Annotated in this window: 10 protein-coding genes and 1 tRNA gene; 7 read left to right on the top strand and 4 right to left on the bottom strand. The window is 51.2% G+C overall.

The window, feature by feature from the left end; translation table 11 throughout:
- Window positions 1–3: 3 nt before the first annotated feature.
- On the top strand, window positions 4–3177 hold the full coding sequence (locus WAW39_RS07705; RefSeq protein ID WP_422317451.1) for a LamG domain-containing protein: 3174 nt from the start codon (window positions 4–6) through the stop codon (window positions 3175–3177).
- A 399-nt stretch (window positions 3178–3576) separates the two neighbouring features.
- Here WAW39_RS07705 and WAW39_RS07700 read toward each other — a convergent pair.
- Window positions 3577–3651: transfer RNA gene (locus WAW39_RS07700), tRNA-Val, on the bottom strand.
- Between the two features lie 93 nt (window positions 3652–3744).
- Here WAW39_RS07700 and WAW39_RS07695 point away from each other — a divergent pair.
- The 3 genes from WAW39_RS07695 to WAW39_RS07685 all read left to right on the top strand — a co-directional run bounded on the left by WAW39_RS07695 (window position 3745) and on the right by WAW39_RS07685 (window position 6593).
- Window positions 3745–4812, top strand: a complete 1068-nt coding sequence (locus WAW39_RS07695; RefSeq protein ID WP_422317449.1) for a tyrosine-type recombinase/integrase — start codon at window positions 3745–3747, stop codon at window positions 4810–4812.
- Window positions 4813–5338: 526 nt separating this feature from the next.
- Entirely contained in the window at window positions 5339–5776 is a 438-nt protein-coding gene (locus tag WAW39_RS07690; protein ID WP_422317447.1) for a hypothetical protein, read from the top strand.
- Window positions 5777–6074: 298 nt separating this feature from the next.
- Window positions 6075–6593 carry a hypothetical protein gene (locus WAW39_RS07685; protein ID WP_422317445.1) on the top strand — a complete coding sequence of 173 codons (519 nt, stop codon included), beginning with the start codon at window positions 6075–6077 and terminating at the stop codon, window positions 6591–6593.
- Between the two features lie 70 nt (window positions 6594–6663).
- On the opposite strand, the gene WAW39_RS07680 is transcribed toward WAW39_RS07685, so the two are convergent.
- Both WAW39_RS07680 and WAW39_RS07675 read right to left on the bottom strand, forming a co-directional pair.
- Window positions 6664–7437 (bottom strand): lipocalin family protein, encoded by a 774-nt coding sequence (locus WAW39_RS07680; protein WP_422317443.1) that lies wholly within the window; start codon window positions 7435–7437, stop codon window positions 6664–6666.
- 134 nt (window positions 7438–7571) lie between these two features.
- Window positions 7572–7775: a hypothetical protein gene (locus WAW39_RS07675; RefSeq protein ID WP_422317441.1), complete on the bottom strand. Its 204-nt coding sequence runs from the start codon at window positions 7773–7775 to the stop codon at window positions 7572–7574.
- A 623-nt stretch (window positions 7776–8398) separates the two neighbouring features.
- Here WAW39_RS07675 and WAW39_RS07670 point away from each other — a divergent pair.
- The 3 genes from WAW39_RS07670 to WAW39_RS07660 are packed head-to-tail and all read left to right on the top strand — an operon-like array spanning window position 8399 to window position 11658.
- A complete protein-coding gene (locus tag WAW39_RS07670; protein ID WP_422317439.1) occupies window positions 8399–9040 on the top strand; it encodes a TIR domain-containing protein in 642 nt (213 codons plus the stop codon).
- 9 nt (window positions 9041–9049) lie between these two features.
- A complete protein-coding gene (locus tag WAW39_RS07665; RefSeq protein ID WP_422317437.1) occupies window positions 9050–9601 on the top strand; it encodes a toll/interleukin-1 receptor domain-containing protein in 552 nt (183 codons plus the stop codon).
- Window positions 9602–9618: 17 nt separating this feature from the next.
- The gene (locus WAW39_RS07660) at window positions 9619–11658 is read left to right on the top strand and encodes a hypothetical protein (RefSeq protein ID WP_422317435.1); all 2040 of its coding nucleotides are present in this window, start codon (window positions 9619–9621) and stop codon (window positions 11656–11658) included.
- 139 nt (window positions 11659–11797) lie between these two features.
- On the opposite strand, the gene WAW39_RS07655 is transcribed toward WAW39_RS07660, so the two are convergent.
- On the bottom strand, window positions 11798–12574 hold the full coding sequence (locus tag WAW39_RS07655; protein WP_422317433.1) for a DUF932 domain-containing protein: 777 nt from the start codon (window positions 12572–12574) through the stop codon (window positions 11798–11800).
- Window positions 12575–12711 lie beyond the last annotated feature (137 nt).

Below are 12711 nucleotides of genomic sequence, written 5' to 3'. Positions count from 1 at the left end.
GCCATGTTCCAATCCGTTCGCTTTCTTCTTCTGTTAGGACTTTGTTTTCCATGGGTTGCGCATTCCTCGCTGCAGGAAACCTGGGAGACAGGGTATGCCAAAGAAGACGCCACGGGACCTCATGTGCTGGGATTTTGGAAATTTGATGAAGAGTCCAAGGATGTGACGCTGCATGGGGCGGTCTTGAATCCCAAAGGAAAGTTTGGCGGGGCTTTGGAGTCGTTCCCGGGTTTTCCGGTTGAGGATCAACGACATGCGGCGGTGGTGGCGGTGAAGCCTGTGAAAGGGGCGTTCACGCTGGAGATGTGGATCAAGCCGAAGGCGGCGTTTGAGCCGAGGCTGCGCTGCTTCCTGCTGGACAAGAAGTATGTCGATCACACGGACTACCAGTGGCAGATTGGGGATGCAGATAAGGGCGGATTGCGGCGAATGTGGGTAACTTTGGGATTTGGAGAGCAATCGAAGACGATTTACTCGCTGCCGTTCAAGCTGGAGACGGACGTGTGGCAGCATGTGGCGTTTACGTATGATGGTGCAGGTGATGGAAAATTTTATCGCAACGGGGTGGCTGCGGGTGGTGCAAAGCTGGCAGGTTTTGGCAATGTGATGCAGGGAATGAAACCGTTGAGCATTGGGGACCGGCTGGGGAGCAATTATGGCGGGTTTCCGGGGTTGATCGACGAGGTACGTGTTTGTGAGGGGGTGCTGAGTTTTGAACGCATCTCGATGCAGATTGTGGCAGGGCGCAGTGTGTGGCGGCGGATGGAGACGGCGAAGCCGGTGGAGATCGTTTGCACCAATTTGCAACGAGAGGTGCTGAAGGGGGCGCGGCTCAAGGTGAGTCTGGGTGGGACAACGGAGGAGTTTCTTGTGTCGGATCTGGCAATGGGGAAGAGTTTTACGGCCAGATATTTGTTCAACACGGCGCTCAAGGCGGATGACTATGAATTGCGGGCGCGGTTTGAGACGGGTGATTATGCGACTGAACAATCGACGGCTTTGAAAATCGTGGCGCGAGTGCCGGAGCGGATGCCGGTGATCATGTGGGGGGCGAGTGGTGAGGAGATGGAGCGGGTGAAGGATCTTGGCTTCACGCACTTCATTGGATTGGGCGCGGACTACAGTGAGATGTGGCACCAGAAGAAGATTGTGCCGCCGGCGAAGCCGGAGGTGATCGTGAAGAACCGGGCGATGCTTGATCAGGCGCTGGCGAATGGGCTGGAGGTCATTGCGAGTTTGTCTCCGGCTGCGGCGCTGGAGAAGGAGGACAAAAATTTGCGGGTGGGGCGTGATGGGAAGGCTTATGCGCGGCAGGACATCTGTGCATCGCTGCCGGACTTTGCTTCTTTTTTTCAAGTGGTGGGCATGAGTGTGGCGAAGGCGTATGGGGATCATCCGGCGTTCACGACGGCGTTGATTGATACGGAGGTGAGGGACAATACGCAGGTGAGTTTCAATGCGGTGGATGTGGAGGCTTATCAGAAGTTTGCGAAGGCGGAGATTCCTGCGGAGGTGTCGGCCAAGTGGGGCGTGGACTGGACGAAGATGAAGGATTTTCCGGTGGATCGTGTGATCGCGGATGATCATCCTGTTTTGAAATACCTGCGCTGGTTCTGGACGGTGGGGGATGGGTGGAATGGACTGCATACGGCGCTGCACAAGGGGGTGAAGAGCAGCAAGGTGTGGACGTTCTTTGATCCGGCGGTGCGGCAGCCGAGCATCAGCGGGGCGGGTGGTGGTGTGGATGTGATCTCGCACTGGACCTACACTTATCCTGATCCGCTGAAGATCGGGATGTGTGCGGATCAGTTGTTTGCAATGAGTGCAGCGACGGGGAGGAATCAGCGGGTGATGAAGATGACGCAGTTGATCTGGTACCGGTCACAGACGGCACCGATAGGCAGCAAGGCGCCGGGTGAGGTGGTGGCGTGGCAGGATCATGATCCTGATGCGGCGTATATCACGATCGCGCCGATGCATTTGAAGGAGGCGCTGTGGACGAAGATCGCGCGGCCGATTCAGGGCATCATGTATCATGGGTGGCAGTCGCTGGTATCCACGGACAGTCCGGGTGGGTATCGCTTCACGAATTCAAACACTGCGCCGGTGCTCAAGCAGTTGATGCATGATGTGATCGAGCCGCTGGGGCCGTCGCTGATGGCGATTCCGGATGAGCGGAGTGAGGTGGCGTTTTTGGAGAGCTTCACGTCGCAGATGTTTGCGCATCGCGGCAGCTACGGGAACAACACGGACTGGGCGGCGGATGTGTGGCTGGCGCTGCAGCATGCGCATGTGCAGACGGACATCGTGTATGAGGAGACGCTGCTCAAGAATGGGCTGAGCGGTCGCAAGGTGCTCATCATGCCGTATTGCGATGTGCTGACGAAGTCGTTGGTGACGCGGATTCAGGACTGGCAGAAGAAGGGTGGCAAGATTGTGGCGGATGAGTTTTTGTGTCCGGCGCTGAAGGCGGATTTCCTATTGCCGAGTTTCAAGCGGGTGAAGAAGGCGGATGAGGACAAGGCGAAGGTGCTGGAAATGGCGAAGACGGTGGGCGGCTTTGCGCTGCCGCAGAAAGCGATGTGCGACAATCCGGAGATCATCGTGCGCACGCGGAAGTTTGGGGATGCGACCTATGTGTTTGTGGTGAACGACCAACGCGAGTTCGGCAATTACGTGGGACAGCATGGGCTGGTGATGGAGAACGGGGTGCCATCGAGCGGGGTGGTGAGCTTGAAGGTGGAATCGGCGAATGTGTATGAGCTGACGGGGACGCAGTTCATCGTGCCGAAGCGCGGTGCCGACGGTTTGATGAGCTGGCCGGTCGACCTGGGCCCTTGTGACGGGCGCATCTTCATGGTGCTGCCGAAGCCGCTGCTGGGCTTGAAGCTGGAGGTGCCGGAGAACGCGGTGGTGGGGAACAGCGCGAAGATTGCGGTCAGCATCACCACCACGCAGGAAGCACCGACCAAGGCGGTGATTCCGGTGCGGGTGGATGTTCGTGATGCGAGCGGGAAAGCTGCGGAAGGGAGCGGGTTTTATGCCGCTGAGAATGGCATCGTGGAAATCAAACTGGACCTGGCGCCGAATGAAGACCCGGGCACGTGGGAAGTGCGGGTGAAGGAACTGGCGAGCGGGATGGAAGCGCGGAAGTGGATGCGAGTGAAGCGGGAATGACGAATGAACCGGTCTTGGGAGAGCACTCGGTGGGGCACCGAAGGACAGAATTGTGGTAAAATAATTGGGGGTAGAATCATTTCAGAGGCTGGATCTTTAGAGGTGCCTTATCCGCTGTAAGGATGTCCTGATTTGACGCCGCAGATGAAGTGAGAGGGATGGGGAGGTTTGGACGGTTTTTGATTCGGCAAAGGAATGGTGGTCAAAGGAATGGATTCTGAGGGGAGCCTGAGCCGATGCACCGCAGAGATGGGAACGCCGCAGAGATTTTTCAGAAAGGATCTTTGGGGCGGTCCGGGCTTGAGGGCTCAGGAGGTGGGCATGAATCACCGTGTGTTGCTCATGATGGGCATACCGTCTGATGCGGTTTCTTCCGTTTGGCCTCGTTGAGGCGGAAGATGGTGCGCGGAGAGGGATTCGAACCCCCGACCAACTCGGTGTAAACGAGCCGCTCTACCACTGAGCTATCCACGCATTAGTAATTGAAAATCAACGATCTAAACAGGCTTTTCAACTTGATCATTTTCCCCGTTGATACTGGTTTTGTATACTCGTAGAATTCTGGGCATGCAAGGACAGAAAAAGAGAGACCAGAAGGGGGCTTGGAAGAAGGTGGCGCCATGCTTGTATCAGTATCAGAGCAACGGGGTTTATTATGCCGTTGCGCGCCGTGCTGGCAAGCTGATCCGCAAAAGCCTCGAAGTCACAGAGAAGGAGGCCGCCAAAAGGAAGCTGCGTGATTACCTCAACGAGTTGGAAAACAGCGCCCCGGATGCCCACAAAGTCCGCTTGGATGATTACATGAAAGAGTTCCTGTTAGGCAGAACCGGGAAGTCAAAGACCATGAAACGGTATCAGCAGATGGTGACAGAGGTGGTCAAAAGCTGGCCAGGAGGCTCTCGACAGGCACTTCGCAAAGTTGATTTGAGCCAATGCACGCAGTGGCTGAGCAAGTGGAATGGGAAGGTGGCTCAGTATAACCATGCCCGGCAGTGGCTGGCTGCCTTTTTTGACTTCGCGGTTGCAAACAAAAAGCTTACGAGGTCCCCTATGGAGAACAGGAAGTTGGTCAAAGCCATGCGCCGTCCGAAGGTGATTCGCAATGCACCCACGCCGGAGGAATTCGACGCCATTCTGGCCGAAGTCCGCGCCCAGCCGTTCACCGACCATGCGGATGATTCAGGGGATGTGTTGGAGTTCATGGGCAGGGCGGGTGTTGGCCAAGCCGAGACTTCAGGGCTCAAACACGAGCATATCAGTCTTGAGGAAGGGACCATCAAACTGTTCCGCGTCAAAACGCAGTCATCTTTCCAGATCCCAATCTTTCCCAAACTGCATCCACTGCTCAAAAAATTAAAAAAGACAAATCCTGAGGCCTTGCCGTCCGACAAAGTCTTCAAAATTTCTGACCCCAAAAAGGCGCTGGCAACGGCATGCAAGCGTCTCAAATTGCCTAGTTTTTCTCCACGTTCACTGCGTCGGATGTTCGTCATTAGAGCTCTCAAACGCCGTGTGGCGGTGAAAACCATCAGCAAGTGGCAGGGGCATCAGGACGGAGGAGTTTTGATTCTGAAAACGTATTCAGAAACCATTGATCAGGAGGCTCATCAAGAAGATGCCAACTTGCTTGGATAAGGCCAATTTCGTTAAAAACATTCATGGCTCGATGGGCCCGGATTCATCCCAGCGCCCAAATTGCGGTGAAAATATTATTGGCTTCGTTGCCCCCGAATTCCAATGACTCGCAGCAAGGGAAAGCGGTCATTTGGGATCATTTACTGATTTTAACAGAGCCAGAATGCCCTGTACATCTCAATCGCTCAAAGCCATGGTGTGCAGCGTTTAGGCTTGCCAGGAATGCGTTAAATCATGGTTGAGGGACGGAATGAGGCCAAACACGGCGGCACAGGCGGATCATCAAGACGAAGCTGGATGAGGTCTGGGCATCACTTGTCCTTCAGTTTCCTAAAGACTGAGGCCTCAAATCCCACGATCCAGGCCCCTTACTGCGTTACACCCGTGCATCGCAGTTCGTCTGGACTGCTTGAATTTGATCTGGACACACCATGCTTGTCAGTCAAAATAAAGGCCTTTTCTCCAAGGAACAGGAATTCGGTTGAAAGGATCCTTCGTCCGCGAATTCATCAACTCAAACTCAATTATGAAACAACTGTTTACGATTCTCTGTGTGTTCTTTTCGATCACGGTCTGCTCTCAGGCTCGTATTGGCGAGACCCTGGCCGAACTCAAAGCGCGTTATGGCGAGGGAAAATCGATTTCTCCCCGCATTCCACAAACAGAGCAGTATGAGTGGGAAAAGGACGGCTATCTGATTCAGGCGAGTCTGCGCAACAATGTGACCGTGCTAGAATTTTTTCACCGCACCGACAAGGTAATGACTGATGAGGACATTAAGGCCCTGCTGAAGGTGTACCGGAAAGATGTTCGCTTTACGTGGTCTATGCGTGACAACTGCTTCAGAAGCAGTGACAAAAAAATGATGGCTGGCCGACAAGATGGGCATGACGACTGGATTTATGTCCGGGACGTCTCGGCCACGGATGCACTCAGCGGCAAGGACAAGGCGAAGAATCTGTGAACTTGGTTAGCTGAGCATCGCCGTCTCAGGATCCTTGCATTAAACAGGTCAGGGCCGAGTGGCAAATGTTGCAGGAGCAAATCGAGAACCCCTGAATCCTTCTCTCTGAATAGATTACAGCTCTTGGGCCGTGCACTCATGACGGAGGTGTGATCGGTCTGTGCTGAGATCTGTGGACTTTCCCTGCTTTGATGATAACCCATGCGCTCTTCATTCGAGTTGAACAATGCATAATGGCATGCCAGAGATTTGACCGTTAGGCATTATCTCGTCATTTATTATCACCTGCCAATTCATTATGAAATATATCCTCCCGTTTCTGATTTTCGTTTTCGGATTGCAAGCCCAGGCGCAATTGACACCCGCGACTGCACCTGCTGTCAAAGGCAAGTTCTTTGTATCAGTGGACGATGAAGCCGACATTTTTGTTAATGGAGCTCAGTTTCACCATTCCCCCCTTAACGAGTCCGAGTCGCCAGAACTTGAGCTCAAACCCAGCGACCGCATTGTCGTGAAACTAAAGAACACACTCGGAAAAGGTCGCTTTATGCTCTTGTTTATGTCCACCGACAGGAAGCAAATGATCAGCTTTACATCCGGTTCGTTCAAAATTTTGACAGACCCAACGGCAAGCGATTTCACTCCCACCGATTTTGCAGGTTTCAAGAAACAAGCGAAAGCAGTTCAAGGTGAATTCGCAGAACCCTATCTACTACCGTTCAAGAGCAGTTCCAAATGGGTCTGGGGAGAAGTGGATGTTTCCAGCATTGGCTGCGTCGTGACACCCCAGATGTTCAAAGCCAATACCCGAAAATAAAGGCCCCGTGAGTGAAGTTGTGCGGGCTGTCCATCCAACCGAGCAAGGACATCAGCAAAACAGGTCATTATCAGCGGATCCGTTCCCCGTGAATTTTCACCCCAACCTCTCCTCGCGTGCATACTCCATCGAGGGTGTTGTCATCTGTCAGTTTGATCTCCCAATCCCAGGTGTGAACAAGAAGATACTTTCCGCCCTTGTAGCTAAAATTGCCAGTTTCTTTCCAATAGTTGTAAGTGTAGTCCTTATTGAAAGACCATTCAGCTTTGACGTTGTTGCTTTGCGTGATGTTCCATTTGCCAACGATCTTGAGCGGTCCTGCCGGGAGTGGCTTGAGCTGATCCTGTTTGGTTTTAACGATCTGAGCATCCTCGAACCGGCCTTCTTTTGTCAACCGGGCCAGCAGCGGTTCCAGCACCTTGGAATAGGCATCTTTTAAAGGCTGCAATCTGCGATCTCTGTCCTGAGACAGTTTCCCCACAGCTGCACGATAAGCAGAACGCAGCTTTTTCAATCCGCCCTGAGTGTTGGCATCATCCGTCGAAGGCACAGACTTCGTGGTGACGACGGCTTCGATTTCAGCCTTGTAGGCAAGTGCTTCATCAAGCTTTCCTGTCTTCTGTGCAGAAGCACGTGAGTTCTCTAGACTCGCCAAATACTTCGCGTTCAATTCAGAAACCGCATTTTCATAAGGCTGAAGGACTTGTGCCTTTGATTTCAAGTCGTAATCAGCCTGCAAAGGAACCAATTCCGACACCACTCTCTCTTTAGCCTCTTGAGCATGGATACCAGTGACCACATGCATAGATGCAAGAAAAATGAGAAGCGCACGAATCGTTTTCATAAGAAGCTGGATTAATATTTAGAGTTTCAGTGATTCACTTTGCTGGATGGCCGTATTGATTGCGAGATTTTTTTCCGGCAACCCATCTGGCCTCTTAAAACCACTACCCAGCTTCGCAAGGAACTTGTTGCAGCTCACACCTTTACACCCATCGCATCAAGCAGCTTCTTTCCCATTTGCCGTGTTTGATCGTCGGAGGGATTGGATGGAAAAAGACCAGCAAAACGCCCTTCAAAGCTGTCTGCGGGCATGTCCTCAGCGTCACCCAGGTTCCAGAATTTGCCGTTACCGAGACGATTGATATTGCCCTGCGGAGCCTGCCCAATCAACACCACCACTTCTTCCCGGTCATACGATTCAGAGGGTGGCGTTAACGTGTCCGGTGGCGCATCAGCTTTGGCCTTCGTGATTCATGATTACAGAATGAGCACGAAAGCAGAGGCACCATATGAAGCTTGTGCCGTCCATCCCACCGAGCGCATGAAGATGTTGTGAGCCGGGATTACCGCCAAGTTTGGCATCCACGCTGCACAACGCCGTCTGAGACATACCAGTCCCACCATCACCTCAAAGTTTTACTCGAACAAGCCAGCCTCAACGCCTCCTGGGGTTGGGAGGTAGCTTGAGTCGCGGGTGAAGAAGGCGTCCTAATTTCTGCAGATCACAAACACACCGAAGCCGAAAATGATTGGTTCATTGCCCTCATCAAAACATGACATGACGATGAGTAGATGTGCAGCTGAACAGCTTTTTCGCACAAATTTCTTGCCCCTGATGCAACAATCAGCACTATCCCTGATCTGATGGCAGAATTATTAACATGAAGCGGGCATTTAATTTGTATGGAATACGACCTCAACCAACCGAGGTCATATCCTACTACTATCATTTAATGTTCCAGATCAACTAACTCTCTACAGGAAGTGGTGCTGTCATAGCAGCACCTGCATGAAACAAGATCATGACAAGCACAATGGACATGGAAATTGCGACACCTAAGAGAAAAGTCTTTATCAGCTATCACCACCGGCTTGACCAAGCATACAAAGAAAGTCTGCTTCAATTCAACCAGGAGCACGATATTTTCATCGATGCGTCTGTGGACACGGGGGATATTGATGACAATCTCTCAGATCAAACAATTCGCCAAAAGGTTAGAGATGAATACCTCAAAAACTCAACAGTGACTATCTTGCTTGTTGGAACGGAGACTAGGTTCAGAAAGCACATAGATTGGGAATTGTATTCAAGTATGTTTGACGGAGTGGTGAACAAAAAGTCGGGAATTTTGGTGATTAATCTACCGTCCACGAATTGCACGTCGTTTACAGCGAAGCACGAAAACGAAAAAGAGGTCGTCCATCCAGAGTGTGAGTCTTGGACTACTATCAACAACCGAGTCGAATACGAGCGCCGCTATCCACTTATGCCAGATCGCATTATTGATAATCTCATCGCACCAAATGCAAAGATCTCAGTACTGCCATGGGATAAGATAAACGTCCGGCGATTGGCATTCCTCATTGAAGCCACTTTTCAAGGCCGAGAGGAATGTCAATATGACTTGAGTCGGACTATGAGGCGCTCAAACTACAACCCGTAGCCCACTGACATGAAATATTTCAGCAGCACTGAACCCGAGATTATAAACTTCAGCAGAGGGATCATACCTGAAGACTACCTTTTTGAAAAGCGCGCCTCCGTTTTTGCGTCGAGCGTCTTTCTGGCGCACTCCTCAGCAGACAAGGAGGATTTACCAAATGTAATCGGCTTTCTCGAACGCCACGGGGCTAGAGTCTACATCGATAAAGCCGACAAAGACCTCCCTCAGAAAACATCTACCGAAACTGGCTTGAAACTAAAGGAAAGAATTTCACAGTGCTCGAAGTTCATCGTGTTGGTCACTCCAAATAGCAAAAACAGCCGGTGGATTCCTTGGGAACTGGGCATTGCTGATGAAAAGAAGAAGCTGCAGAATGTCGCGTTGCTTCCAGATGTTGGGAACCAAATCAACCCCGAATGGCCACAACAAGAGTATCTAGGCCTTTACCCGAGAATCGTCTTCGGCGCACACAAGAGTTTTGCTAATCCCATTTGGATGGTTTTTAACCACCATGAAAATACCGGAACCGAGCTTGGGCAATGGCTGAGGGGAGAAAGCTAGATCGTTTGCTTATAACCATGAATCCAAGCATCGAAATCGCGGCTCAAAGCTACATCCCTCCGCTCTCGATATTCTTCGTCTGGCATCCTCTAGATCGAGACATAGTTGAACCGATTTTCCAAGAATGCTTCACGTGCCTGCGCCGGGATGTTGATAGGCCGTTTTCGCGATCAGTAAATGTTCCAGTCTTTATCCGAACATGCGAAGTTGGCGGCATTCCTAATGGCATTGAAGTGAATTCAAGGCGGTCCATCATTTTAGCCTTTATTGGAAAGAACTGCATGAGCGACGAGCGGTGGGTCCAATACCTTCAAGCGCTAGCCAAAACCGGAGGGGGCGATGTGGTTCCGATCGCGCTTGATAATACGGCCTTTAATTTTAGCGACGGCATCGCAAATGTGAACTTTATTAGGACATATGAGTTTCCGAAAGAGACATTCAAGGAGCGGACCTACATAGCCATTTTTCACGAAATATACCGCTACGGCCTTAATGAGTCTCGAACCAAACTTGAGCGAGGCAAAGACAGCGCTTTGAAATTGTTCTTGAGCCATGCGAAGGACGGCGCACAGGGGGTGGCGGCAGCGAAAGCTTTGAAACTGCTTATAGAGAATGGGCCGATGCGTGAGTTTTTTGATGCTACCGATATTGCAGCAGGCTACGAATTCGAAGCTGAGATTCTCGCTCACATCGCTGACTCCACTCTACTCGCGATTCATTCAGATTCATATTCCTCGCGCTATTGGTGCCAGCGGGAAATCCTCGCGGCGAAAGACTCAGATCGTCCAATTATCGCAGTCGATCTGATCGGAAAATTTGAAGATCGTCGGTTTCCTTTGGGAGCAAATTTGCCAGCCATCCGAATTCCGGTTGAAGCAGAACATCAGATAAACGAAGTACACCTTCTCTCCATTCTTCAGGCAGCCCTGTTGGAATCGATTCGCTTCTTTTATTCCAGACAAGCTCTCTCTGAGTATCGCACGGCTGGTTGGTTTCCAGCCGATGCATTCCTATCCGCGAGACCCCCAGAAGCCTGCGTTTTGGCTCGCATGGCTGAAAAAATTGATGAAGAAGAGGATAGTTGTTTGGATTTCATCTACCCTGACCCTCCAATTTATGCAGAGGAGGCTAGACACTTCGAGAAGTTCGGACTCAAACCCTTCACGCCACTCACAAGTGTAAAGCTTGATCTATCCACTAAGAAAGTGGGGGTTTCCATTTCAGAACCGCCGGACCTTGAACTACTAAACATTGGTCAAACCTCCCAACATCTCGGACTCTTGATTCAGGACGTAGCCCGTTATGCACTGGGCTACGGAGCCGAGTTGATTTATGGAGGAGACTTGAGGCCAGGAGGGTTTACGGAGTTCTTATTTCAAGAAGGGCATGCATTGCAGAGCAGGCTGAAAAGTGTCAAAGTGCATCTTAGCAATCACATAGCGTGGCCGATCCATCTTGCTGACCCGAATGACCTTCGGAACTGGAAGGCCAAACACCGAAAGGTAGCAACCATGATCGAGCACAACATTCCTGAGGATGTGTGTGACCTCGTTGCTTCTACCACCGAATTCTTGAAACCTTCGGACAAAACGAGTTCATTCGTCTGGAGCAGGTCCCTCACTGAGATGCGGAATGAAATGATTAAAAGCTGTGACTTCCGCATTTCCGCCGGAGGAAGGTTAACGGGTTACAAGGGCAGGATGCCTGGGGTGTTGGAAGAGATTGCCCTTGCTGTCGAGATAGCGAAGCCGGTTTTCCTGATTGGAGGTTTTGGCGGCGTGACTCAAAGCGTATGCCGAATGATTGTCGAGAAAGTAGTGCCAGAAAATTTGAGCTTAGCTTGGCAGTCAGAAAACAATCCTGGACTTAAGGATATGATGCATTTTGCTGCTTCGAGAGGGGTGGACTATGAGAAGCTCTATCTACATTCACTCGATGCAGTAATGAATGCTGAACTTCGAAACGGTTTGAGCAATGAAGAAAATTCGAGGCTTTTTAATTCTCCATTTGCTGATGAAGTAATCCATTTGGTGTTAAAAGGCATCAGCCAACTATAAGGTTTTGAATGGTGTCGGGCCAAAATAGTTATTACTACCTGCCGGATTTGCAACACGGCAACAAGCACATTCCTCGGGTTGGAGCTAAAGAAAAGAGTCCCTGTTCAAGCCAAAGGCGACAACAGAGACTCTTCCCTTCTCACGCACTCAACCCCACATGCGTATCCAGCAACCCATGAAGAGCTTCTGTGCGCTTGGGCAGCTCTGACAGATTTCCATCTTTCAGAGATTCGGTGAACGCATTGAATAGCGACCACACATTCCTCCCTTCAAATGCATCGTGTCTGGGTTCGCGCCATTCACTGAGCACCGGAGGAATCAGTCGGTTGGAACACACCCCGACATCAGTAGCGCGAATGATCAGGTCATGCGCTTCGATGTCACTGATCTCTGCTTCTTTGTAGGCGGCGATGCGTTTGTCTTGATCATGCCATTTGGTGAGCAGGAGACCAATCGAGCGTGACACCAATTGCGGCAGGTCACGAACGATGAACCGGGTGTGTTTGCGAGCGAATTTAATCTCGCCTGAAAACGAGAGATTATCGCAAACGAAGACACTGGCTCCTGCGACAATACCAGCAGGGAACGTTTTGTCGTGGCTGTTACGAAGACCCAGAACCCAGCAATAATCATCACTAGATTTCTGTGCATGGATTTCCATCAGACCAAAATAGCGTTGACCTTCATGCGACAGAGAGTGCGCTTGAGTGCCGATACGCAAGTTTGTGGTCTTCAGGGTGTTTTGAACCTGGCTGATGAGCTGGTGATGCGGGATGGGACACCAGCTATTTGTGGAGCGTGGTGTTTTGACTTTACGCACATCATCCAGTTCGACGTTTTGAGCGCCACAGTGGAGAATGAGGTTGGGTGTTTTACGTGTAGCGATGACCGGGTGAGGATCGAGGTTTGCAATCATGGTGGTGGTGTTTGGGTTTGGGGTTGAAAGCGTCAGGGAAACAGACGCTCGATTCTTTGGATGACAGGAACAGCGAGTTGTTTGGCTGCTAGATCACCCGAGGATGTCCAGTAGCGATCACCAGCCACATTCCTCCA

Source organism: Prosthecobacter sp., from assembly GCF_049294395.1.
GTDB lineage: Bacteria > Verrucomicrobiota > Verrucomicrobiia > Verrucomicrobiales > Verrucomicrobiaceae > Prosthecobacter.
The sequence above is the reverse complement of the archived record's forward strand: the minus strand, read 5'-3'. Positions and strand labels throughout refer to the sequence as shown.

Coding starts and splice junctions, on each gene's coding strand:
- WAW39_RS07690 (WP_422317447.1), top strand. CDS start 5,339: ATGAAACAACTGTTTACGATTCTCTGTGTGTTCTTTTCGATCACGGTC.
- WAW39_RS07695 (WP_422317449.1), top strand. CDS start 3,745: ATGCAAGGACAGAAAAAGAGAGACCAGAAGGGGGCTTGGAAGAAGGTG.
- WAW39_RS07655 (WP_422317433.1), bottom strand. CDS start 12,574: ATGATTGCAAACCTCGATCCTCACCCGGTCATCGCTACACGTAAAACA.
- WAW39_RS07660 (WP_422317435.1), top strand. CDS start 9,619: ATGAATCCAAGCATCGAAATCGCGGCTCAAAGCTACATCCCTCCGCTC.
- WAW39_RS07670 (WP_422317439.1), top strand. CDS start 8,399: ATGACAAGCACAATGGACATGGAAATTGCGACACCTAAGAGAAAAGTC.
- WAW39_RS07685 (WP_422317445.1), top strand. CDS start 6,075: ATGAAATATATCCTCCCGTTTCTGATTTTCGTTTTCGGATTGCAAGCC.
- WAW39_RS07665 (WP_422317437.1), top strand. CDS start 9,050: ATGAAATATTTCAGCAGCACTGAACCCGAGATTATAAACTTCAGCAGA.
- WAW39_RS07680 (WP_422317443.1), bottom strand. CDS start 7,437: ATGAAAACGATTCGTGCGCTTCTCATTTTTCTTGCATCTATGCATGTG.
- WAW39_RS07705 (WP_422317451.1), top strand. CDS start 4: ATGTTCCAATCCGTTCGCTTTCTTCTTCTGTTAGGACTTTGTTTTCCA.